Here is a 24535-nt window from a genome sequence, read left to right as displayed (position 1 = left end):
ATTTTTTTACCTGATCATACTAAAATGACCCTTAATTACCCTTCCGTCATCAAGAGCTACAACATACCAGTAATCTGTAGAAGGTAAAGGATGACCATTAAAGGTGCCATCCCATCCTTTGCCTTTCGGGTCTACACTGGCTAACAGTTTTCCATATCGGTCATAAATAAATATGGTACTGTTTTGATAAAATTTTAAGTTCATACCTACAATATCCCATGTGTCGTGAACACCATCTCCGTTTGGAGTAAAGAATTTTGGTATGGAGAGAACAGAGAATTGCTTTAATACAGTACCACATCCGTTTACATCTGAAACATAAACTGTATGTACCCCAGGCTTTACTCTTTCAAAAAAGTTAGATTCCTGAAACGGACCATTAGGCATATCTATACTATATCCATAAGTAGTATTAACTCCTCCTGTAGGTGTAACGTGTACAGTTACTGTATTGTTGTCTACAAGATCAACTACATCTACACTTTCTATTTGGGCAACGTCAGAAGGCGTTACGGTTATAACTTGTGTTTTTTTACAGCCGTTTTGATTAGTTAGGGTAACAGCATAGGTGCCGGGACGGCTTACCTGTATTACAGGTGTAGTTTCTCCGGTAGACCATTCGTAAGTATATTGTGAACTTGTAATACCCGAACTAAGTGTTATATGGCTGTTAGAGTTGGCGCATATCCTCACGTCATCAGTAGCATTAATAGCCGGTATAGCTATAGTGCTTACCATAAATGAGGTTATGTCATAACAGTTTGTATTGCTTTTGTTTTGTACACGTGCATATATGGTTTGAGGGTCACTACTGTTATTATAACTATTTGGATTAACCGGTAGGTTTGCATTATGGGCATTTTCCAGTGAATCGTAGTAAGTTACATCATAATCATCGGGGTCCTGGTCTCCTAATATTATATCGGTATTATTGCTTAAAACAAAGTTTTCGGTACCATCATCACTAATGTCACAAAGGGTTAGGTTAGGGGCATCATTAGCAACCGGAATTGCAACAATGGTTACGGTTTGTGAAAAAGTAAAATCTTCTCCTGCGTAGGTTATGTTTGCAACTACATTGTATGTACCGGGGCTGGTGTATGTATGTGTTGGTATTGTTTCATTTGAAGCGGGTGAACCATCGCCAAAATTCCAGGATATTGCGTCAAACTCATTAGAAACCAGAAGAGTGAATTGTGACTCCTCGCCTAAACAAGTATTTTGGACCTCAATACTGGCAAAAAAATAAGAAGTTATAAAAGGCGGAAGCCCAAAAAAGCATTCGGCTCCTGCAGGTAAAGTAATGGCATTAGTTTGATAACCACAGGCAATGCCTGTTTCTTCGGGGTTATTTATAACATCAAGGTTTTGAGACGCTACTACAGCTCTGTATATTTTACCGTTAGGTCCTAATTGTAATGTTCCAGATTGTGGTGTGCTTGTTATAAGTACTTGTGAAAGCGGTATATCACTGCTTTCAACATCATATTGATAAACACCGTTTAACCCTCCGGCAGGATCATAAGATACATATAGTTTTTTTCCCGAAGGAGAGAATTCTACACCATAAGGTGTTATATTATCTTTTATTAATACCGGATTAGATATTTCTCCAGTAGCGTTATCCATATCATACAGGTATACTTTTCCGCTTAATGTGGTTTCACCTGTTTCTGTACCTGCCTGGGTGTGGGCTACTACAAGTTTGTTACCTGTAGGTGATATTTTAATACACCCAATAGCATTTCTGCGATAACCTGAAGTGGGAATTAGAGGTTCAAGCTCACTTATTACCGGAGTTTCGTTTACCCCGTTACTATCTACAAAAAAGGCGTAAAATTTATTTATAAAATGAGTTATAACCCAGTATCCGGTTCCTTCAGCGTTTTTAACTGCTGTAATTTTTTCAGAACATTTGTATTTTAACTCCTCAATATTAGTATCGTCATAAGTAACTAAATGTACATTTCTGGTTGTAACGTCACCTATGCTGCCGTTATTTCCTGTTACAGAAAGGTCTACTATTGAGTAGTTGAAACCATTGTTGAGTCCGTCGTCAGATGCCGGTATGGTACTACCATCTATGTAGGGACCTGGAAAAGGGTTGGGATAGGTAGCGGTATTTTCATGATGAGGTTCATCAACCGTAAAAATATAATAGATATTAGGGTCGTCTGCCTTTGGTACTATAATACCCGATTGTGTACTGGAAGGGTCGCCTAAAAGCCCGGTGCCTGTAGAATAATTAGCATTAGGCATAATTACATGGTTTTGGTCCCAAACGGTACGACCATCAGTATAAAAGAGTAAGTTACCCAGTTCATCTGATATTGAGCTACAACCTTCATTGGTTGTCATTTGTCCGTCAGATAGTGTTTGTACAGTACCGTTGTCCAGAAAATGAAGACCTGCTTTGTTGCCGAAATACCAGTAATTAGCTTCTTTTTGTGCGAAAGCTTTTAAGGATAAAAGTAAAAGTAATAGTAAGGTAATTTTTTTCATAGCATAGCCCGTTTAACGGATTAACGTTAAAGGTTTTATAAAATTACAAAAAAAAATTACCTAACCATGGCAAAATGTCCTTTGATGTTTCTTCCGTCCTCTAATTCAAGTAAAAACCAATAATCGGTTGACGGAAGGGCTTCTCCGTTATACATACCGTCCCAGCCTATGCTGTCTCCCCAAAAGCTGCTAACCAGTTTGCCATAGCGGTCAAAGATTGAAATTTTTGATTTAGGGAGGAAGTAAATAAAATAAACCTGCCAGGTTTCGTTAATACCGTCTCCGTTTGGAGTGAAGTATTTAGGGTAGTTTAAAAGCACTACATCTTCCTGTTCGGTTTTACATCCGTCTTTAGATCGAATGTATACCTCATATACTCCCGGAATAAGACTGCCGAAATAAGGTATATTGGTATAATTTTCGCCATCCATAGAGTATTCAAAATCTTCCCAATTTGCAATATCAATAGCTATGGAATTGTCATATTTGGTAAAGTCTTCAATTCTTATGGTATAATTTATTTCGGGTAGTTGGGCTACACTAATAGTAAATGATGTAATGTCATACCCTAAACAGCCATCAGTACTTTCGAGCCTTGCCCAAATGGTTTGTCCTGTGTAAGGAACACTGTTTTGGTGTACATCATTTAACGGATTGGTTTCATTTTGAGCATCCTGAAGTGAGGGATAATAAGTAACCTCCCTGTTAGACTCGCCATTTGCAATAAGTTCATCGTTAACGCTTAGTATAAAAAGTTGCAAGCCATTCATGTGAAGGTCGCACTGCCATAAATCGGAAGGTTCGCCTGCTACAATAGGGTTGATGATTTCGATAGTGAAGTTTTGCAACGGACTGTAACAACCTGTTTCTGTATTATAAATTTGTGTATAAATTGTTTGCGGATTGGTAATATTAGCATAAGCCTGCGGATTTACAATTGCATTACCGACATTAAAATCGTCCATACTGGCGTAGTAAGAGTATACCAAATTGGTTTGTGTTCCGGTAAACATTTCTTCGTGAGCAGTAAGGTTAAATGCGTTAGACTGGTCGTCTATACCATCATTATCACACTGGCTAAGGTCTAACAATATATCGTTTGGATTATTGAAAACAGGAAGATTGATTATACTAATGGTAAAGGATGTTATACTGAAACATTCGTTGTCATTATTTCTTTCCATTCTTACCCAAATAGTCTCATCGGTATAAGGTTGTTGGTTTTGATAAGGCAGGTTAAGCGGGTTAGCAGCATTAACAGCATCTTCTTGCGAACTGTAATAGGTTATATCGGCTGAAGTATCACCATCCTGCACGAGGGAATCATTGACAGAAAGATCAAACTGTTGTATTCCGTTTTGATTATCGTCACACATGGCAATATTTTGCGGTGTTCCCGGCGTTACTGTTGATGTACCTATGGAAAACGACTGTGTGGCAAAACACCCGGTGTCGTTATTGGTCATTTTTACATATACTGTTTGCGGATTAGCCGTGCTGAAATAATTTTCCGGATTATTTATAGGATTGTCATTCTGTAAATCAGAGCCCGAAGCATAGTATAAAAAAGAAGTATTTGAAATGTTACCCGAAAGGGAATCTTCATTTACAGTAAGGTTAAAAGTTGTAAGTCCGTCTTCAGTACCATCGCTATCACAAAGATTAATAGGCATTGGGGGAATTTCAAAGCTATAAATACTTATGGTAAAAGGAATTAAGTCAAAGCAGTTTTCATTTGTTTTTTCCAGTCGGGCCCATATTATTTCACTTTCATAGGGAGTGGTGTTTTCGTATAAAGGACCAATAGCTCCTGTGGCATTTTCGGCATCCTGCATAGAGGTATAATAAGTTACAGAAGCATTATCGGTATTGCCTATAATATCGGGGTCATTAACCGTGAGGTCAAACTCCCGTATACCGTTTTGGTTATCGTCACATAGTGTAATGTTTTCAGCATCTCCGCTAATAACAGGTATAACAAGATTAAAGGTTTGTATATCGTAACAGCCCGTAACCGGGTTTGTCATTCTCAGGTATACTGTTGTTAGTGGGGCACCACATGTAAATGATTGTGGGGAAGTCATTGGGTTTTCGCCGGTAATCATATCATTCATACTCACATGATAGGTAAGGTCAACATCGGTTTGTGTACCTATAAACATATCCTGATATATGGTAAGATCAAAAACAGCCATTTGGTCGTACACCCCGTCATCACCATCACACTGGGTTAATCCAAGCGGAATGTCGTTTGGGTTATCAAAATAAGGAACTTCGTGAAAAGTAGCTGTACCGGTCCATTCTATAGAGAAGTTACTAAAGCCGTGTGGCCTGTCTACCACTAAATAATAAATTTCATCATCTTCAACATCAACCCATTGTACAAATCCGTTTCCGTCAGCACTAGGACCTTCAGATACATCAATCTCGGTTTCATTCATTCCGGTTGTGTTGTAATCCAGTCCTGCCTGTAGTGGGTTAGTGGTAGAACACCTAATAGGATCACCAAGATTGCCGCATTCAAGATTAGGCCCGAATAGCCAAAAATCAAAATCAACAACAAGGTCATCTATTTCTTCAGGAGTAAGTACAAAACCCAGTGTACCGCCGTCTTTTATCTGGATTTTAAACCAAACGCTAAAGTGCTCTTCACTATGACAATCGTTAGTTGCAGTGCTTAATTCTACGATATTACCTACTCCTCCTGCACTAAGCCCATAATAGTCCATGCCGCCACAAACTATTATGGCCTCAGGGCAGTCACTTTGTGCCCAAACAGAAATATTAAAAAAAAGGAGTAATAAATATATAAATTTCAATTTCACAGCAGTAACGTTAAGGTTTTTGTAAATTTATATAAAATTTATAAAACCTCTGTGCTATTGCTTTTATAAATCTCTCTTTTTCAAAATATTATATGATAATGTTATAAATATAGCAGTCCACGCTAAAACTATAACAATTTCATACCAGTGTACACCGTAAAAACGGACTTCACCAACACCGCTAACCTGATTCTCTATGGCATTATAAGTTTTAAACCTTGTGATGGGTTCTTTCATCATGTTGTACATAGATTCTAAAGGCAAAAAACCTATAGCGGTTTCCAGTGTCTTGTCGTTTCCGAATACATATTTAAATAAAGAAAAGTGTATAATTTTCTCTATTATATACCATACTGCTATAAAACCAATAGCAAATGCCGAACGCTTTATTAATACCCCTGCAAATAAGCAGAATGAAAAGAAAGCAACCAGTTTTAAAAAGTATGATGGTATGTAAAATAAATCAGAAAATACTATTGAAGCCTCTGTGTAAGAAGAAAAGCTGTAACCCAATATAATACTCACTGTAAATACGAAAATGGTAGATATTGCCGAGAATAATAAGACCGTAAGCATTTTTGAGATAAGGAACTCCTTTTTACTCAATCCGTCAATAAGGTTTTGTTTCAGGGTGCCATAAGTGTATTCGTTAGACATCATGGAAACAATAACCAAGGCAAGGAAAATTTTAAGTAGCCCGGCAACAAAAAAGTTAAAGTGCCATATGTAAGGGAAATCAAATATTCCCTGATCGGCAAGTTTTACTTCCTGTCCAAAAAGAGTTAGCTTAATGCTTGACATGAAAGCCAAAAAGCTTAACAGTATGAAATAAGTTATAATGAGTACTTTACTGGATCTGTTTTTCCAAAGTTTTTGCAGTTCTATATTTAAAAGTCGTTTCATGGTGGCGGTTTATTTTGCAGATGAGGTTAACTGGATAAATTGTTCTTCAAGGCTGTATTGACGCTTAACTAAATGACTTAGATAAATACCCTGTGCTGTTAGGTGTTTATTAAGATCGGCAGCTTCAAGAGACTCTTTAAGGTAAACGATTAGTTTGCCTTCGTTCTCCTCAATTTTATCGATAGCCGGGTGTTGCTGTAAAATAGTTTTAAGCGTTTGGTTATCGTTAGCCTGAAGTTCAAAAAAACCTTCGTTTGAAATCATTCCGTTAACAGTACCTGTGTAAAGTACAACTCCTTTTCTAAGTACCACAACATGCGAACATACTTTTTCTACTTCGTCAAGCAGGTGAGAAGCCAGTAGTATGGTAGTGCCCAGTGAGGCAATATGCCTTATGATATCCCTTATCTGTCGTATTCCCTGTGGGTCAAGTCCATTTGTAGGTTCATCAAGTATTAATATTTCAGGGTCGTTAAGCAGGGCACTGGCTATTGCCAGTCTTTGTTTCATACCCAGAGAATAGGTTTTAAATTTGCTGTCTTTTCTTTCCAGTAACCCTACCAGTTCCAGTTTTTCGTCAATTTTTTCTAACGGAGCCCCTTTAATACCACATACAAGCTTAAGGTTTTCATAAGCTGTCATGTAAGGATAAAAGTTAGGTCTTTCAATAATAGCTCCTACTTTTTTAAGGGCATCATGGGTTTCAAGGTCACCGTTAAACCAGCTATAGCTGCCCGATGTTTTGTTTACAACATTAAGGATGATACCTAAAGTGGTAGATTTTCCGCTTCCGTTAGGGCCTAATATTCCATAAACATTTCCCTTTTTTATTTCAAAGGAAACATTGTTTACCGCATGTACATGGCGAAATTTTTTGTGTAGGTTGTTGATGGTTAGTATGGTTTCCAAAAGCTTCTTGTTTTAGGTTACTTTGATAATATGACGAACCATGTAAGGTTTTGTTACCAATTTAAATAAAATTTTCAGGAAAAAGTAAATCTGTTAATTATAAGGTACCACCTCGGGTTTGCCAATCTGGAAATCTGGTAATATAATGTCGTTATTTTTAAAGCTATTGGTTTTGAATATGTTATCGCCATTTCCGGGGATGCTAGGGAAAAAGGCAAACGATAACTGGAAGCTGCTAAATACAAGGTAGTCGTTAGTAATAAGCAACCCTACACCAAATTTACTGTAAAACTTACTTTCGTATAATTTGTTGTATTCATCACCTATTACACCAAGGGTAATATTAGCAAAAGGATTTAAACGGAAACCTAAAACCTCCCACGGAGCGTAACTTTGAGTTTGCAGTGTTAAAATGAATTTTTTAGTTCCCAGTGGTGTGGTACTTTCAAAGCCCTGTATACCGGTATCGTTACCAAGATTAAGCTGGTCTTTAATGAAAGGCATTCTGTTATCGCCAAAAACAAGGCGGGGCTGTATAAAATGCCTGAAACGCCAGTTTCCCCATTCTTTCATGTTGGTAAAGTAAAGCAGGTCAAACCGTAGTGTAGTTTGTTCGGTTTTGCCCTTATAGAAAAAGGATCCTAGCTCAGTACTAAGGCTTAAAAAACCCCATTTAAAGTAGTTACCTATAGCATACCGCCCGCCCAGATAAATGCGGTTTTCTCCGTTTTTTGCCTGTGTGCCTCCGGTTAAGGAATAGGTGCGCCCTATGGGGATATCTTCAACAATATCATAATTGAAAAGGAACTTATCCTGAACGAATTTTCTTGAGGTTAAACCAATGCTTGCCAAATAAAGCCTTTCGTTAGAGTAATACCCAACCGAGTCGTATATAACAGATGGTTTTTCTGTATATCGCCTGGTATTGAAGCCTGCGGTTGTCACTAGGTTTGTAGTACGGTCTTCTTCGGTAAAGCCTTTAAATATTTTAAAGGAATAGCCTCCCCAAAACTCTTTAAAGTCAGATTTCATATTCTGCATGGCATATACATTCTGTATATCGGGGAGCGAGTCCCTAACCAGTTTTTCTTCCAGGTAAATACCACCTGCCCAGCGGGTATATGCCGAGAAAAACTCCCTTTGTAACCCAAAACTTTTAAGGTAGCTTTCATCAGTATGTATTTTGTAGGTAAGCTGTCCCTGCATATAAGTGTTAAGAATATTATATACGGTATATTGCCCCAAATAAGCCGTTTGACCTGTGTTGAGTTCCTTATCAAATTCATTACGAAATTCATGCCCAAGCCCAAAGAAGTTCCGTTCAGTAAGTTCAAAGGTGGTTCTTGAAGATGAAGCCGAACCATTTGGTATAAGGCTCCAGGAGTCCAGTACTCTTACCTCTACATCTATAGAGTCTTTTGTACCGTTAACAGGTATGGCATTTATAATTACCCTGCGGGTATAGCGTTGCGAACGTATTAAACGTTCGGTTTCTGCAACTATGAGGGTGTCCAGTCGTTCCTTTTCCTTAAACAGCAACAGGTTTTTTATTGTCATTTGCTTTGTTTTAAGGTGAATGCCATTACCAAATCGTTCGGCCCAATTGCCGGGCTTTCGTGCAGTATCGGTTATGGAATACCCAAAAGGATCTAACGTTACTATATTTATTTTTCTGATTACCTTGTCACTGTATTTGGTATAGCGATCCTGCATTTCGGGCGCGTTTTCCCTTGTTCTTTTACGAGTACCCGATGCTTCCTGTTCGCGTACAGGTCTAAATATAAGCTTGTGTAAAAACTTGGTGAACTTTCTTTTTTTAGAGTAGTTCTGTATGTTTTTGTACATCTCATCCCGTTTCTGTTTTACAGTATCGTTCAGTTGGGGTATAGAGTCCTGTACAGGAGTGACCTGTGCGGCCATGGGTACAGCCACAAAAAGTAAGGTTAATAATATGAGTAACCGTAATGTTTTGGTCATTTACTGCGAAAAGCTTTACAAATTGTAAGTTATGAAATTAAACTATAAGTAAACGCTAAAATAGGGCAGTATAGCGCGTTTTACCATTCATTTAACACAATAAAAAAAGAGGCTCAGGGCCTCTTTTTAGTATGCTTAAGCTAAGTGGTTTAGCTTTTTTGTTCTTTGTTAAAGTAAACAAGGTAATAGTACATTTGTTTTTCCTCGTCCCATCCTTTTTCCACAAACTTTTCGGCACTTTCAGGGTTTACAAAGTCCATTTTAATCTGGATGTTAGTGTCCAGGTTAATTACGTTTTTGATTTTCTTACGTGCATCGGTTACTGCCGAGTTAGCAATAGGGAAGGTAGTAACATCTTCAATACTGTATTTAGGTGCTTTTTCTACCTTATAGTTTTTGAATTCAGGAATAAGGTCTGGGTTATCAATAACCTCGTTAAGGAAAGCCGTTTCTTCAAACTCATCATTTTTAGCGAAGTAGTTTACAGAACGGTTCATAAACATAACCTCTTCTTTTTTGTCTTCTGCCGGTAGTACTACATCTTTAGCAAAATCCTGACAGAATTTAAGGTACTTTTTAGTAACGAAGTTCTCGTCCTGGAAAGCATCTACCGAAAGGAAATGCTCCAGCCAGTAACGTGCATCATACCTGTTGCTGTCTATAGTTAATATTTTATAACCTTCTTCTTTTTTATAATTGAAAACAATACAACCTTTATCCAGCTTGTTTAGGTTAATACCCTGCTGAAGTACTATATCAAGGTTGCTGCTTTTTTCTTCAAACTGAAGGAAATCGGTTTTAATCTCACTTTTAAATATACCTACAGCATCTACCGTATTGTTGTCTATAGACAGGTTAGTTAAGTAAGTAACATATACCTCTCCGTTTTTAATGTGCGGGTGGTTTGACTGATCAAAAAGGTGCTTGGTTATTTTTTTAGAAATCTCGTGGGCATCGCTCGGGTTGGTAAACATTTCGGTTACCAGGTTGTACATATCGTGGTAATCTAAATCTACCTCGTGAGCAAACTGGAAATAGTTTTCCTCTTTCTCCCTAAAAGGCTTAAAGAAATACTCCTTTAAAAGCGGTGCAATCTCGTCATTTAGGTTATAAGGCTGTTCTGATAAAAAGATAGCCTCATTACGGCTTTTGTTTCCTACCCTGTGTACAGAAAGGGTTTCAATGTGAGTATTAAAAAGGTTTATCATTTTTTTTAAGATGCTTAGTTTGTTAGGTGCTTAGTTTGTTTGTCTGTCAGTGACTTAATCTTTAAGTTTAATTCCACTGATTGTCATCAAAGCTCATGTCGTCAAAATCTTCTCCGTCGCCAAACATATCAAGATCATCATCGTCATAATCGTCTTCAAAATCACCATAAATATCATCACCTTCGGCACTAAAGTCTTTTTCAGGTGCAGTGTTAGGCATATGTCCGTGAGAGAATAAAAGGTCAGGATAGCTCACACCGTTTTCAGGCTCTTCAATAGCTCCCAGTTCCACAAAAAACGTCCACATATTAAGGAAATCGTATACGTAAATTATTTTAGTGTTCTCACTGTCTAAAATGGAGCTAAGCGGATAATCTGCCATTGCTTTCATTTCACCCGGAACTTCGCCAGCATCAAAAAGCGGAATTTCATCCTGTTGTGTCCATTCGTCATCACAGGTATAAAAAGAAGCTATTTCAAGTCCGTCAAAACCAAAAGCATTAACAATAGCATTGTGTAAATCTTCCAGCGTGTCATTTTCCTGGATGGCAATATCCCTGAAAATATCTTCCTCAGCATCAAGTATTACTCTGAATTTGTAAACCATAGTTTATGTTATTTTTGAACCCCAAAGGTAAGCCATTAATTCTGATTTTGCTTTTTGGAATTTTAGATTTTTTAGATATAAGGGTAGCCTAAAATAGTAAAAAAACTATATTTCGTAAAGCTCAATAGGCAGATTATCAGGGTCTGACAGGAAAGTGAATTTTTTTCCGGTGAATTCGTCGGTCCTTATGGGTTCGGTTGCGATATTATTTTGTGAAAGCCAGTTTACCGCTTTGTTAATATCATCGGTTTCAAAGGCAATATGCCTTAGTCCGGCAGCTTCGGGGCGGGAAACTCTTTGTGGCGGATTAGGGAATGAAAAAAGTTCTAAAGTATAAACACCATTTAAAGATAAATCCAGTTTATAAGATTGCCTGCTCTCCCTGTAGTTTTCGGCATCAATAGTAAAACCCAGTATGTTGGTGTAAAAGTGTTTTGATTTTTGGTAATCACTGCAAATAATCGCTGTATGATGTACCCTTTTTATATTAAGCATGCTATTTTATTTCATTAATCCACCAGTGGTTGCCAAAAGGGTCTTCAAACCCAGCTGCATAACCGTATACCTCATGAGTAGGTTTTTGCAGTGATGTACTGCCTGCTTCAATGGCGCGTTTGTAAACGGTATCTACATTTTCCACAAAAATAAATATACCCGATGTTTTTTGTTTCCAGTTGTCGTTACTGTTTGCAAACATAATCACGGCATCGTTTATTTTGAGTTCGCCGTGCATTATTACCCTGCTGTCTTCACCGGGAACAATCATCTGTTCGGTGGCATTAAAGGTGTGTTCGCAAAACTGTTTAAATTCAACCGCCTTGTCCAGAACCAGGTAAGGCATAACGGGTAAGTAATTGTCAGGAATTTTCATAATGTAAACTTGATTGGTATATAAAGTTACCGTGTTGTAATTGAAATGAAAAGTCTTTTAAATTAAATTTTACAATTCATCCCAAAAAAATTACAGTTGGGTATTATTCTTTATGATAAGAGAAATAACCGCAGCAAATTTGTCCCAACAAAACAACCAAACAATTAGTTTAATCATCAATCACATGAAACCAACAGTTATTATTTTATTTCTGCTTACAGCTTTAAACCTTAATGCACAGCATGTATTAAAGGGCCATGTAACCGACCATAAAGGTGAACCTTTACCGGGAGCTAATGTTTATTTAGAGGGAACTTATGACGGTGCTATTACCGATGCAAAAGGTGATTTCTCTTTTGAGACCACTGCAAAAGGCGAACAGGTACTTGTTATTACATTTTTATCGTTTGAAGATGTAATGCAGAAAATAACTGTTGAGAACTACACATCACAAAACTTTAAACTGCGTGAAAGTGTTAATACGCTTGATGCCGTAGTGATATCGGCAGGTACTTTTTCTGCCGGAGATAATAGTAAGGTAACAGCGCTAAACGCTCTTGATATTGTAACAACAGCAGGATCGGCAGGGAATATAATCGCTGCCTTGCAAACTTTACCGGGTACACAAACCGTAGGGGAAGACGGAAGGCTTTTTGTGCGTGGTGGTGAGGCAAACGAAACGCAAACTTATGTTGATGGTATACGTGTAGCACAACCTTATGGCTCTACAACAAACAACCTGCCTACCCGCGGACGCTTTTCACCATTCCTGTTTAAAGGGATGACATTCTCAACCGGAGGTTATTCGGCAGAATATGGTGAAGCCTTATCCAGTGTACTACTTCTTAATACTATTGAAGAACCCGACCAGGAACAAACCAATATTTCGTTAATGACAGTGGGGCTGGGACTGGGTAATACCCAAAAATGGGGGAAGAATTCACTTAGCTTCAACATGTCTTACATTAACCTACAGCCATACCAGTGGGTAGTGCCTCAAAATATTGACTGGAACAAACCTGTACAGTCCCTTTCGGGAGAAACGGTTTATCGCCACAAGTTTAATAGTGGTATGCTCAAAATATATGCTGCGTTTGATTATTCTGACTTTGATATCAATCAGGAGGATATTAATGAGCCAAATCCTGTAAGGGTTGCACTTACCAATAATAACTTTTACCTGAATACTTCCTACAAAGGTTCACTGGGTAACTACTGGACCATACAAACAGGACTAAGTTACGGTTATGGTCATAACGATATTAGACCAGCCGGAAACAAAGTGGACAACGCAGAAAACAGTTCACACATGAAACTGAAGCTAAGTAAAAAATTCAGTAACCGTTTTCAGCTGAGCTTTGGAACCGATTATTTCCTAACCGATTTTACAGAGGATTACAGCGAGCCTACAGGTTTTGTTTATAATAGTGGTTATAACAATTCAATCGCTGCTACTTATGCCGAGGCTGATATCTTTTTCTCAAAAAAGCTGGCATTAAAGGCCGGTGTGAGAGGATCGTACTCTGATGTGTTGGGTAAATCTGTAGTAGAACCGCGTGCATCACTGGCTTATAAAGCGGGTAAAAAAGGACAGTTTTCTCTTGCCTATGGTGATTTTCATCAAACACCTAATGCTGATTACCTAAAGTATTATAAAAACTTTGAATACGAGAAAACCAGTCATTATATTTTAAACTACCTGTATAATGGCGAAGGCAAAATGTTTAGGGCAGAGGCGTATTATAAAGATTATTCAAGTCTTGTAAAGTATGATAGTGAAATGCCAATGTACAATTCATTATACAACAGTAACGGTAGCGGGTATGCTCAGGGTATTGACCTTATGTGGAGAGACAGCAAATCTATTAAAAACCTGGATTACTGGGTGTCGTATTCCTTTATTGATACCGAAAGAGATTATAAAAATTATGAAAATAAGGTTACTCCAAGCTATGTGGCAAAACACAATTTTTCTTTAGTGACAAAGTATTGGGTAAACAGCCTAAGGTCACAATTAGGAGTAACATACAGCTTCAACTCAGGGAGACCTTATGATAACCCTAATGATACCGAGTTTATGAGCGGACTTACAAAAAGCTACAACAGCCTTAGTGTAAGCTGGGCATGGTTGTTAAGTCAGCAAAAAATACTTTACTTCTCGGTTTCAAATGTAATGGGTAGTAAAAACGTATTTGGATACGACTATGCTAATAACCCCGATGTAAACGGGCAGTTTGCAAGACAGGCAGTAGTACAACCTGCAGACAGGTTCTTTTTCGTAGGTTTCTTTTGGACCATTAGTGATGACAAAAAATCCAACCAACTTGATAATTTGTAGTTAGTTAACAGGGATTTTGGTAATTTGATATAATCAAAACAGCCATAGTCCCTGCTTTCCTTGTTTGAGACAAATTGTTTATTTATTACTTAACAATATATAGTAAAATTGCAGGGGCTACTATACTGCTTTTATGCGGTTTTTTAAAGAAGTGATGTGCAAAATCATAATTAATCAAGAGGTTAATATTGCGTAGGTTTGGCGTTAATTCATGAGTGTTTTGGTTCATGAGTTTTGCATAATAATCAGCCCTGTCAGATAGTTGGAACTTTAGTTTGGTAAGGTCTTTAAATTCAGGGGTGATAATATTACCTTCATCATCATAGTAATCAACGAGTTCTACAGATACTAAAATGTTCTCACCAGCTTCTAAAACAAAGCCCTGAGGGATATCAATGGTAACTTTTCCTTTGGTACGCGGATCAAGAAAAAGTGTATCTGTAGTGAAAACCGGTTCAGGATTTTTAATGTCCTGATTCCCGTTCATAATAAATGATTCCTGAAAGGTGTAAAACTTAATTGTATAAGCTGTTTTATGTTTTACTTTATTTACAAAAATATCTGCTTTTGTAACTGTAATATCAGTATCCCATTTATTCCTGAAAACTAAACCGTAAAGCAACTCTTTGCTAAGAGAGTTCGCTTGTCGTTTTACAAATCTATTTTGCTCTCCTATAACTGTTAGGTCTTCTTTAGTGTTTGATATAACTATTTCATCAAGGTAAATAGTGCTTTTTTTTAAGAAAACTAATGAGTCTAACTCCCTTTTTTTAAAACCTGCAGTCTCGTAGTCTAACCTGCTAAAACTTATAGAGTCAAAGTCGGTTTTAATGATATTAAACTCGTTTATAACTGTAACTCCTTTTGAAACAAGTTTGTTGTTTTTGAATACTGAATAATTTACATCGGCTATAAATTCATAAGTATCTTCATCAACTGTAATAAACGATTGTGAGAATACAGGGCTAATAAAGGTGGTAAGTAAAAGGGTGTAAAGTGTGTAATGTAATTTCATTTTATTTAGTTAATAGTATTTAAAAGATTTGGTAATTCAACATAGTCAAGGTTGCCAAAGTCCTGTTTCCCTTTTACAGGAACCCAATTTTGTCCTGTTTGTAACTGTATTAGTTTATCGGCAATTTTGTATAGCTCTTTAGGCGTTTTATTTTCATACACATATACCCAGTTAACAGTATCGTTTTTGGTTTTGTAGAATTTAAATGAGGTTCCGTCAACAATATTCTCATTAGTATATATGGTGTCATATTCGGCAAATTTAATTTCTTTTATAATTGCGTAAGCCGAGTCTCTTTTCTTTTCGGATAAAAGTGAGTAGGAATAATCAACCGGTGAGGTTTTCATGTAAACGGTATCACCCGGAGTGAATTTAATACTAAACGTCTTTGCATCGGTAGCAAAAGAGAAAACAAACATATCAAAATCAGCAGATGATTTTTTCTCCTCTTTACTACAGCTTAATAGTGAAAGTAAGGTAATGGCAACGATTATTTTTTTCATATCAGGCAATTTTATTTCCGTTTCTTAATTGCAGTTCTAAAACCAGTAATTTGTATAGTTCATCAAAATCATCTCCCAGTGTGGTTTTTGGGATATTAATGTTTGTACCCTGTATAGACTGGTTCATTTTCATCATCCATTTTTTTACCACGCTACTATTTTGCATGTACTTCTCCGGGTCTCTTACATAAATACTTATAAATAACTGATTGGTTACAGAGGTTATTTCAACACCAAGTATATCTTGCCATTCAATTAGCCCGGCGCTAACTCCGCTGGCATTATCGGTTACTCCTTTATCATCAATAATGATTGCAGGTTTGTTACTGGCTAATTTTAATATCATTGTGATAAAAACTGCACCAAAAAATAAAATACCTAATACCCCTGCAAGGTATTTTAACAGGTTAGGTATTTTTATTGGCTGGCTAATTATAAATATACTTACAACTATAAACGTTAATGCCATAAGTAGTAATGTAATTATTCGGCCCTTATTAAACTTAATTATTTTAGTTTCCATTTCGTGCTGTTGTTTTTAAGTAATTATAGGTTGGTGTTTGTAACTGCTTTAGGTTGGTTTAATTTGCTGAAATACTGTTTTTTATCTTCTTTAATGTGATAGGGTTCAGTAATATGTCTTACCCTTTGCGGTAAAGATATTTTGTATCTTTAGCCCGGTTAGGGTAAAAAGAATCTTACAACATGATGGTAAAAATAATTAAAATAACAATTCATCCCTTTTATTCTACAATTGGGTAAATCACTTTTTAACAGGTGTGTTTTTGTTATGATATTTGTCGCATCAAAATCAAACAATTATTAATTAAAAAACCAACAGTCATGATTAGAGCAATAACAGTTATAATTTTATTTGTATGTCACACCGTTTGCGGACAGTCACAATATGAAACAGGAATGCAAAAAGCCTTTGCTCTTTGGGGAGAAGGTAAAAGTGCAGAAGCATCGGCATTATTTGAAAGAATAGCAGCAGCCGAAAAAGATAACTGGCTTCCTAACTATTATGTGGCACTTGTTAATACAACAACAGCGTTCCAAACAAAAGATAAAGAGCAGGTAAATGCGCTATTAACCAAAGCACAGGAGGCGTATGATAAGGCCGATTTGATTTCGCCGGATAATGCAGAGCTACTGGTAATGCAGGCAATGATTCACACCGCCTGGATAGCGTTTGATCCAATGACAAATGGGATGAAGCTTTCGCCGGTTGTAAAACAACTTTATACAAAGGCAAAAACCTTAGCACCCGAAAACCCGAGAGTTGTATTTTGTGCAGCAGAATTTGATATGGGAGGAGCAGCCTTTTTCGGTCAGGATACCACACCTATGTGTGCTGAGGTAGAACGTTCTATTGCGCTTTTTAATAACTTTAAGGCAGAAGAGGCATTTTACCCACAATGGGGACTGGACAGAGCTCAGGCTACACTGGCAAAATGCAATAGCGAGAAGAAATAATTAACAGATATACAATATTCAATGGAAGCGATAGGCTTAGATAATATAAATTTAATGTGGATATTATTACCCTTTTTTATAGGAGGGGTATTTTATGTAAGGGTTGTAAAAAATAAAACAGGGAATGCTCTAAGGGATGGAGTTAAAACATTGCAGACAATGCTTATCATGATAGGAGTAATTTTAGCGGTTATATTTTTGACACTTCCTACAACAGCAAGCCTAAGCACTTTTGGATACCCTGACACGGTAACAGATATAGATAGTCAGGAAAAAGTATTAAAGTTACTACAGGAATATAATCATGCCATTGTTAGAACAACCGATGCATTGCGATGGATGGTTTTTATATTTATATTTTGGGGAATAATGACAGTATATCAGCTCCTTAAAGTGTATAGAGGTATACTTGATGAACGTATTATAGCAAAGAAAAATGAGATTAATAATTAAAGAGCTTTTAAAGGCCGTATCACTGGGCGCAGTTGTTTTTGTGATACTGTATGTTCTAAACAATATTGTAAGTGATGGCTTCTCTACAAGTGAAGCAGTGTTTACGGCCTTTTTATACACTATGCTTTACAGTGTGGTGCTCTATATGGTAAATGTTTCGGTTTTCATTGTTCTGGACAGGATGTTTGGAAAAGGAAAAACATCGGCAAAGCGTGTAGTAGTCGGAATACTAATATCGTTTGCAGTAAGTGGCTTTTTTATTTTCCTGCTCAGAATTTTTGAAGATGTAATAATGGAAAACAGGTCTTTTGCCGAGTTTTTCAGGAACGAAACCTTATCTCATTATTACTTTGCTCTGGGTATTACCCTTATAGTTACCCTTTTAATACATGCTTTTCATTTTTATAAAAGGTATCAGGAAAACAGGGTTAAAAAGGAAAAGATAATTGCAGGTACGGCATCGGCTAAGTTTGAAACTTTAAAAAACCAAATCGACCCGCATTTCCTTTTCAATAGCCTTAATGTGTTGAGTTCGCTTATAGAGGAAAACCCCGATAATGCACAGCGTTTTACAACGTCACTTTCAAAAGTATACCGCTACGTGTTGGAACAAAGGGATAAAGAGCTGGTAAGTATACAGGAGGAATTATCATTCGCTAAAACTTACATGAACCTCCTTAAGATGAGGTTTGAAAACAGCCTTTTTTATGAACCTCCTACACAACTGGCTAATCCCGAAGGGAAGGTAGTACCGTTATCGCTTCAGTTATTACTGGAAAATTCGATAAAGCATAATATAGTGAGTCCGCAAAAGCCGTTACACATTCGTATTTACGAGAAAAACGGCAGCCTCGTGGTAGAGAATAATTTACAGAAAAAAGAGGTGTTGCAGGACAGGAAAGGTGTAGGGCTGGAAAACATTGTAAGCCGCTATGCCATTTTAACCAGCAGAAAGGTAGAGATTGAACAAACCACAGAATACTTTACCGTTTACCTGCCTATTTTAACCAAACAGGTAGAAATTATGGATCATATAACATACAATGAGGAAGAGAATGATTACTACAAAGCCCAGAAAAGGGTAGAGGATATAAAAGGATTTTACGGTAACCTAATGTCTTACCTTGTTGTAGTACCGGGGCTGGGTATATTAAACTATATAACCTCACCACAGTTTTACTGGTTTTTGTTCCCTTTATTCGGATGGGGACTTGGGGTTATAATCCACGGATTGAACGTGTTTAATTTTATGCCTTTTTTAGGCAGGGACTGGGAAGAACGAAAAATAAGGGAGTTTATAGAGAAAGAAAAATCCAATAAATGGCAGTAGGTATGAAGTATTATAATGAATTTGACGAGGACAGTATTTTATATAAAAAGACCCGAAGAAAAGTAAGGGATTTAAGGGCCTTTTACATTCATCTAATCTGTTACTTAATAAGTGTTTTTGCAATGCTTATACTGCTTGATCTTACTTTTAAACCATTATTGTACTGGTTTTTAATTATAACAGTCAGTTGGGGTTTTGGAGTGTTTTTAAATGCCATGAAGGTGTTTGGGTTCTATCCTTTTTTAGGGAAGAGTTGGGAAAAAAAGAAAATGAAGGAAATAATGAAAAAGGAGCAATCCGGTAAAAAAGAGTAGTTATGGACAATTTTTACAACAAATCAGAAGAAGAAAGGCTTTTGTACAGAAAAGCCAGAAAGAAAGTTAAAGAACTTCGCGGGTTTTATTATCACCTAACCTGCTACTTAGTAATAATGCCGTTAATAATTTTTATTAACCTAACCTTTTCACCACAGTTTTTATGGTTCTTTTTCTCGCTAATAGGGTGGGGACTTGGATTAGGGTTTCACGCTATGGAAGTGTTTGGATACAATCCGTTTTTAGGACGCGGTTGGGAAGAACGCAAAATGAGGGAACTTATGGAAAAGGAACGACAGGAACGAACCCGATACGAATAATTATGAAAACAACTACGCCGCTTGAAAGGGCTCATAACAGGATAGAATGTATACGTAGTTTTTACACACACCTGTTTGCTTACGCAGGGCTTAATATAGTTTTGCTTATAATGTGGGGTCTTGATTTTAATATAGCCGACATATTTTGGGAACGAACCTTTTTTATAACTGCAGGTTTAGGAGGATTGGCTGTTTTGACCCATGCTATCATATTGTTTTGGCACAACTATTTACTGCCGAAAGGATGGGACGAGAGAATGATTAAAAAGATACTATCTAAAACCAAAAAGAAAATATAACAATAAGCATGGAAAATACATTTCAGGAAAATTTAAGACTTGAGCGTGCCAGAAAAAGAGTAAAAGCAATAAAAGGATTTTACAGGCACTTTGTAGTATATATGTGTATTAATGCATTTATATTAGTTATGCATTATATTAATATGGATCCGGGTGTGAGTTTTTGGGAATGGCATACCTTCTCAACAGCAATACCATGGGGAATAGGTTTGCTTTTACACGGAGTAAGTGTTTTCGGGAGGAATGTTTTTTTCGGGAGTAACTGGGAAGAACGTAAGATTAACGAAATAATGGAGCAAAATAAAAAGCGTAAAAGCGAAAACCGCTGGGAATAAACAATACAACAAATACAAATAAACGCCAACCAATGAATGTTTTAATTATAGAAGACGAAAAGCCTGCAGCAAGACTCCTGCAACGCAAACTGCTAAAACTTAACCTTGAGGCTAATACCATGTTACACTCGGTAGAAGAGGCTGTAGAATGGTTTAGTAACAACGAGCATCCTGATTTGATATTTTTGGATATTCAGCTTTCTGACGGACTTTCGTTTGAGATATTTGATGCCGTACCGGTTAACAGTGCTATTATATTTACTACGGCTTATGATGAGTATGCCCTGCGTGCCTTTAAGCTTAACAGTATTGATTACCTGCTAAAGCCTATTGATGAGGATGATCTTGAAGTTGCTGTAAATAAATACCGCGAACGCATACCTGCAAAAGACAGTTTCTCTTTTGATTTCGACCAGATAAAACGGATGCTGGTAAACCCGCTTGATAAAAGCTATAAGAAACGTTTTACCATTAAAATGGGGCAACGCCTTAAAATGATTAACATTGAGGATGTGGAGTGCTTTTACAGTGAAAACAAAGGAACTTACCTGCATACTAACGATAACAGGGATTATTTACTGGATGGCACCCTGGAACTGCTTGAAGGCGAACTGGACCCGGCTAAGTTTTACCGCGTGAGTCGTAAGTTTATCATATCGGTAAATGCCATTAAAGATATTGTAATGTATACCAATTCCCGTTTAAAACTGGTACTTAATACTTACGACGGTGATGAGGTTATTGTAAGCCGTGAGCGTGTTAACGACTTTAGGGAGTGGTTAGGGTAAATGCATAAAAAAACTGTTCTGCAAACCATTACATGTTTACAGAACAGCTTCGAAATGTAGTATTTTGCCTGAAAAGGAGTGAGTTTACTCAAAGACTGATAGTATCTCTTTTTTTGCCTTACCCAGTTTCTTTTCAAGTTTTCCCCACATTTCATCTTCTTTGCCCTCTTCATACATCAAATCGTCATCTGTAAGTTGGGCGTATTTTTGTTTGAGTTTACCTTTAAACTCGCTCCAGTTTCCGTGGATTTCTTCTTTGTTTGGCATAGCTTTTTTATTTTATGTTGATTTTTCTTTACATAAAGGTACCAACATATAATGACTAATGCCAGAGGTTTAGTACAACTTTAACCCCACCTTAAAGCTATGTGAAAATTTATCCGGGCTGTAGCTCTTTACTTCGTGTAGTTTCCAGCCAAATGTAATATTGTATACCAAACAGTAAAGAAGCAGTTACAAGGTGTATGGTTTGTGATCCAAAAGGAAAGTCAAGGTAATACATGGCAATACCCGATGCTATTTCAACCAACAATAATGCAATTACCCAGTTTACTTTGTTGTACCCAAGTCCAAGCTTTTTGTTACGTAAATACAGCCATAGGTTTATACCAAATACTACAAACGAGAATGTTCTGTGGATGTAAAAGGAAACTTCAGGGCTGTTAAGTATCATGTCCATATTGTCGTAGCCCAGTGATTTTATCTGCTCATCTACAAACTGGCGTACCTGTGTACCCAGTACTACCTGTATTAAGGTTAGCAGTATGGCAAAAACAAGCAGGTTTTTAAACAGTTTATCCTGTTTAAATTCGGCAGTTGTTTCTTTAGCCTTGTGTATAATGTACAGAATAAACCCTACTATAAGCAGCGCCATAACCATGTGTACTGTGATTTTTATAGGGTTAAGTACCGAGTACACTACTGTAGCTCCAAGCCATGCCTGAAAGCCCATACAAAAAACAGTTATCCATGATAGTGTGATAATGATTTTTTTACGCGTGGTGAACGACAGTAACGCCATTATAAAAACGGCAATTCCGGCAAGTGCGCCAACCAGGCGGTTACCATATTCTACCCAGGTATGTACAGGGTTAAACTCGGCATAATCGTGTTTGGTATAGGCTTCCCAGTTACCTTCATTGTAACTGTTGGTAGTGGTAAAGGTTGCTTTGGCAACCCAAAGTTTTTCATCTTTAATAATAACCTGTCCTTTTTTAAACTCATGTTCAGGACTCCAGGTAAGTTCGGTAACATCGGTAGGAGGTATGTAGTAGCCAAAACATTTAGGCCAGTCTGGGCATCCCATCCCCGAACCTGTCATACGTACTAAAGCCCCTGCTACAATTACAAGATAAACCAGTATTAAGGCTATTCTTGCCGATTTTATAAAATTTATTTTCATTGTTTAAATACTAAATCTCGTTTGTGCTGCAAATTTACATTTGGTTGCCCTGTGCTGTATATGATTTATATCATACTTTACCATATAATCGTACAGGTATATAAACAAAACCTGCGGGGGAGTCCCTACAGGTTTAATGTTATTTGGTAATAAGTCCCATTTTTTTTGCTTTGCTCATCATGAAATCATGAGCAGCCTGATACTCGTTAGGGATTTCTCCTTCCAGTATGGCTTCTTTAATAGCTTCTTTAAGCACACCAATTTCGCGTGATGGCTTCAGGTTGAATATCTCCATGATTTCCTCTCCCGATATGGGCGGTTGGAAATTACGAACATGATCTCTTTCCTCAACCTCTACAATTTTTTGGCGTACAATATTAAAGTTGTTATGGTACTTTTTGAATTTTTGCGGATTTTTGGTTGTGATATCTGCAGAGCACAGTGTCATTAAATCATCTACATCTTCCCCTGCATCAAATATCAGTCTGCGTACAGCCGAATCGGTTACTATATCCTGAGCCAGTACAATAGGGCGGGAGCTAAGCATAACCATTTTTGCCACATATTTCATTTTGTGGTTAAGTGGCATGTGTAGCCTTTCAAACAGTTTTTTTACCATTTTACCTCCTAAAAACTCATGCCCGTGGAATGTCCACCCGTGCTTTTTACTGAATTTTTTGGTAGGTGCTTTGCCTATATCATGCAGTAGTGCAGCCCATCGCAGCCATACATCTTCGGTGTTTGGTACAATGTTGTCTACCACTTCCAGTGTATGGTAAAAATTATCCTTATGGGTTTGTCCTTCTACTTCCTCTACACCTTTAAGTGCAGTAAGTTCGGGGATTATTATATCAAGCAAGCCTGTTTTTTCCATCAGTATAAAACCAATGGAAGGTGTTGTAGACAGAAGTATTTTATTCAGTTCGTCTACAATACGCTCACCCGATATAATTTTAATACGCTCCTTATTTTTAGTGATTGCCTTTAGCGACTCTTCCTCAATGGTAAAGTTAAGCTGAGTGGCAAAACGTATGGCACGCATCATTCTAAGCGGATCGTCTGAATAGGTAATATCCGGTTTCAATGGTGTACGGATAATGCCTTTGTGCAAATCACTTACCCCGTTAAACGGATCTACCAGTTCGCCATAATTATCTTTATTAAGCGAAAGTGCCAGTGCATTGATGGTGAAATCCCTGCGGTTTTGGTCGTCTTCCAGCGTGCCGCTTTCCACAAAAGGGTTACGGCTTTCACTGCGGTAAGATTCCTTACGGGCACCTACAAACTCAATGTCTATAAACTCGCCTTTGCTCTCTTCATAGCGCAGCATGGCGGTACCGTAGTTTTTAAATACCTGTACTTTTGGCTTGTTTGGCAACAGTGCAGAAACCTGTTTTGCCAGTTCTATACCGCTGCCTACAGCAACGATATCTATATCTTTCTTAAAGTTTCGTTTTAAAAGAAAATCCCTTACATAACCGCCTATCACGTAGCTTTCTAAATTAAGCTGTGCTGCGGCCTGAGAAATGATTTCAAATATCCTGTTATCCAGAGCTTCTTTATATGAAGTTTTGTTTTCCATTTAAGGTCGTATCACTTTTACCTGTAAATCATTGCCAAGCTTAATGATTGTTGAAGGCTTGGCGGCAACTTTATCGTGGTGCAAATTTACGATATAGTCTACTCCGTCCAAAATATGATGGTCTATTTCTTTAAAAGAATTAGGTGTAGGCATTCCGCTTATGTTAGCAGAGGTAGATACCAAGGGTCTTTTCATCCTCTCCATAAGCTTATAACAAAAAGGTTCTTTAACCAGTCGCATGCCTAAAGTATTATCTGGCGCTACAATGTTTTTTGCCACATTGCGCGGGTTATCAAGTATTAGGGTAGTGGGTTTATCTGTCACATCCAGTATTTGCCAGGCTACCTCGGGCACTTCATTAAAAACATTATACAGCATGCGGTCGCCGTTCATTAAAACAATCATGCTTTTGGTTTCCTCGCGCTGTTTAAGGGCATATATTTTTTTAATAGCCTCTTCGTTTGTAGCATCACAGCCTATTCCCCATACCGTATCAGTGGGGTAAAGTATTATGCCTCCGTTCTTAATTACCTCATAGGCATTGTGTACCTCTTCATTTACATTTTCTGTGCTCATGG

At 37.3% G+C, this 24535-nt stretch carries 25 protein-coding genes; 9 read left to right on the top strand and 16 right to left on the bottom strand.

What is annotated here, in order from left to right:
- Positions 1-6 precede the first annotated feature (6 nt).
- The 9 genes from GN157_RS10170 to GN157_RS10130 form a co-directional block, all read right to left on the bottom strand.
- Positions 7-2502: a T9SS type B sorting domain-containing protein gene (locus tag GN157_RS10170; RefSeq protein WP_157483304.1), complete on the bottom strand. Its 2496-nt coding sequence runs from the start codon at positions 2500-2502 to the stop codon at positions 7-9.
- A 56-nt stretch (positions 2503-2558) separates the two neighbouring features.
- Complete coding sequence (locus tag GN157_RS10165; RefSeq protein ID WP_157483303.1) at positions 2559-5327, bottom strand: T9SS type B sorting domain-containing protein; 2769 nt, start codon at positions 5325-5327, stop codon at positions 2559-2561.
- A gap of 63 nt (positions 5328-5390) precedes the next feature.
- Positions 5391-6230, bottom strand: coding sequence for an ABC transporter permease subunit (locus tag GN157_RS10160; RefSeq protein WP_157483302.1), 840 nt, complete (start codon positions 6228-6230; stop codon positions 5391-5393).
- 9 nt (positions 6231-6239) lie between these two features.
- On the bottom strand, positions 6240-7139 hold the full coding sequence (locus GN157_RS10155; RefSeq protein ID WP_157483301.1) for an ABC transporter ATP-binding protein: 900 nt from the start codon (positions 7137-7139) through the stop codon (positions 6240-6242).
- Between the two features lie 93 nt (positions 7140-7232).
- Positions 7233-9116 (bottom strand): hypothetical protein, encoded by a 1884-nt coding sequence (locus GN157_RS10150; RefSeq protein WP_197429431.1) that lies wholly within the window; start codon positions 9114-9116, stop codon positions 7233-7235.
- A gap of 149 nt (positions 9117-9265) precedes the next feature.
- Positions 9266-10324, bottom strand: coding sequence for a nucleoid-associated protein (locus GN157_RS10145; protein WP_035132497.1), 1059 nt, complete (start codon positions 10322-10324; stop codon positions 9266-9268).
- Between the two features lie 67 nt (positions 10325-10391).
- Positions 10392-10931, bottom strand: a complete 540-nt coding sequence (locus GN157_RS10140; RefSeq protein ID WP_157483299.1) for an IS1096 element passenger TnpR family protein — start codon at positions 10929-10931, stop codon at positions 10392-10394.
- Positions 10932-11036: 105 nt separating this feature from the next.
- Positions 11037-11426 carry an SMU1112c/YaeR family gloxylase I-like metalloprotein gene (gene gloA2 / locus GN157_RS10135; RefSeq protein WP_157483298.1) on the bottom strand — a complete coding sequence of 130 codons (390 nt, stop codon included), beginning with the start codon at positions 11424-11426 and terminating at the stop codon, positions 11037-11039.
- A 1-nt stretch (position 11427) separates the two neighbouring features.
- Positions 11428-11802 (bottom strand): VOC family protein, encoded by a 375-nt coding sequence (locus GN157_RS10130; RefSeq protein ID WP_157483297.1) that lies wholly within the window; start codon positions 11800-11802, stop codon positions 11428-11430.
- 184 nt (positions 11803-11986) lie between these two features.
- Between GN157_RS10130 and GN157_RS10125 the strand changes: the two genes are divergently transcribed.
- Entirely contained in the window at positions 11987-14140 is a 2154-nt protein-coding gene (locus GN157_RS10125) for a TonB-dependent receptor (RefSeq protein WP_157483296.1), read from the top strand.
- 85 nt (positions 14141-14225) lie between these two features.
- Here the strand turns inward: GN157_RS10125 and GN157_RS10120 are convergent, their stop codons facing one another.
- Genes GN157_RS10120 through GN157_RS10110 form a run of 3 tightly spaced genes read right to left on the bottom strand, consistent with a single transcriptional unit; the run spans position 14226 to position 16181 of the window.
- Entirely contained in the window at positions 14226-15155 is a 930-nt protein-coding gene (locus GN157_RS10120; protein ID WP_157483295.1) for a hypothetical protein, read from the bottom strand.
- Positions 15156-15160: 5 nt separating this feature from the next.
- Positions 15161-15658 carry a hypothetical protein gene (locus GN157_RS10115; protein WP_157483294.1) on the bottom strand — a complete coding sequence of 166 codons (498 nt, stop codon included), beginning with the start codon at positions 15656-15658 and terminating at the stop codon, positions 15161-15163.
- 1 nt (position 15659) lies between these two features.
- Positions 15660-16181 carry an STM3941 family protein gene (locus GN157_RS10110; RefSeq protein ID WP_157483293.1) on the bottom strand — a complete coding sequence of 174 codons (522 nt, stop codon included), beginning with the start codon at positions 16179-16181 and terminating at the stop codon, positions 15660-15662.
- 320 nt (positions 16182-16501) lie between these two features.
- On the opposite strand from GN157_RS10110, the gene GN157_RS10105 reads away from it, so the two are divergent.
- The 8 genes from GN157_RS10105 to GN157_RS10070 are packed head-to-tail and all read left to right on the top strand — an operon-like array spanning position 16502 to position 20973.
- A complete protein-coding gene (locus GN157_RS10105) occupies positions 16502-17134 on the top strand; it encodes a tetratricopeptide repeat protein (RefSeq protein WP_157483292.1) in 633 nt (210 codons plus the stop codon).
- Positions 17135-17155: 21 nt separating this feature from the next.
- Positions 17156-17587, top strand: coding sequence for a hypothetical protein (locus GN157_RS10100; protein WP_157483291.1), 432 nt, complete (start codon positions 17156-17158; stop codon positions 17585-17587).
- Complete coding sequence (locus tag GN157_RS10095; RefSeq protein WP_157483290.1) at positions 17571-18917, top strand: 2TM domain-containing protein; 1347 nt, start codon at positions 17571-17573, stop codon at positions 18915-18917. Before GN157_RS10100 ends, GN157_RS10095 begins: the two co-directional genes overlap by 17 nt.
- Positions 18908-19231 carry a 2TM domain-containing protein gene (locus GN157_RS10090; protein WP_157483289.1) on the top strand — a complete coding sequence of 108 codons (324 nt, stop codon included), beginning with the start codon at positions 18908-18910 and terminating at the stop codon, positions 19229-19231. Before GN157_RS10095 ends, GN157_RS10090 begins: the two co-directional genes overlap by 10 nt.
- A 2-nt stretch (positions 19232-19233) precedes the next feature.
- A complete protein-coding gene (locus GN157_RS10085) occupies positions 19234-19551 on the top strand; it encodes a 2TM domain-containing protein (protein WP_157483288.1) in 318 nt (105 codons plus the stop codon).
- Positions 19552-19553: 2 nt separating this feature from the next.
- Positions 19554-19850: a 2TM domain-containing protein gene (locus GN157_RS10080; protein ID WP_157483287.1), complete on the top strand. Its 297-nt coding sequence runs from the start codon at positions 19554-19556 to the stop codon at positions 19848-19850.
- Positions 19851-19858: 8 nt separating this feature from the next.
- Entirely contained in the window at positions 19859-20185 is a 327-nt protein-coding gene (locus tag GN157_RS10075) for a 2TM domain-containing protein (RefSeq protein WP_157483286.1), read from the top strand.
- A 32-nt stretch (positions 20186-20217) separates the two neighbouring features.
- Complete coding sequence (locus GN157_RS10070; RefSeq protein WP_157483285.1) at positions 20218-20973, top strand: LytR/AlgR family response regulator transcription factor; 756 nt, start codon at positions 20218-20220, stop codon at positions 20971-20973.
- Between the two features lie 84 nt (positions 20974-21057).
- Here the strand turns inward: GN157_RS10070 and GN157_RS10065 are convergent, their stop codons facing one another.
- From GN157_RS10065 to GN157_RS10050, 4 genes are all read right to left on the bottom strand, one after another.
- On the bottom strand, positions 21058-21240 hold the full coding sequence (locus GN157_RS10065; protein WP_035132521.1) for a CsbD family protein: 183 nt from the start codon (positions 21238-21240) through the stop codon (positions 21058-21060).
- Positions 21241-21349: 109 nt separating this feature from the next.
- On the bottom strand, positions 21350-22375 hold the full coding sequence (locus GN157_RS10060; protein ID WP_157483284.1) for a COX15/CtaA family protein: 1026 nt from the start codon (positions 22373-22375) through the stop codon (positions 21350-21352).
- A 139-nt stretch (positions 22376-22514) separates the two neighbouring features.
- The gene (locus GN157_RS10055) at positions 22515-23957 is read right to left on the bottom strand and encodes a CCA tRNA nucleotidyltransferase (RefSeq protein ID WP_157483283.1); all 1443 of its coding nucleotides are present in this window, start codon (positions 23955-23957) and stop codon (positions 22515-22517) included.
- Entirely contained in the window at positions 23958-24533 is a 576-nt protein-coding gene (locus GN157_RS10050; RefSeq protein ID WP_157483282.1) for an L-threonylcarbamoyladenylate synthase, read from the bottom strand. It lies immediately after the preceding gene.
- Between the last annotated feature and the right edge of the window lie 2 nt (positions 24534-24535).

Origin of the sequence: Flavobacterium rakeshii (assembly GCF_009741375.1) — a bacterium.
Classification (GTDB): Bacteria; Bacteroidota; Bacteroidia; order Flavobacteriales; family Flavobacteriaceae; genus Flavobacterium; species Flavobacterium rakeshii.
Note: the sequence above shows the minus strand (reverse complement) of the source record. Positions and strands in the feature narration are given on the sequence as shown.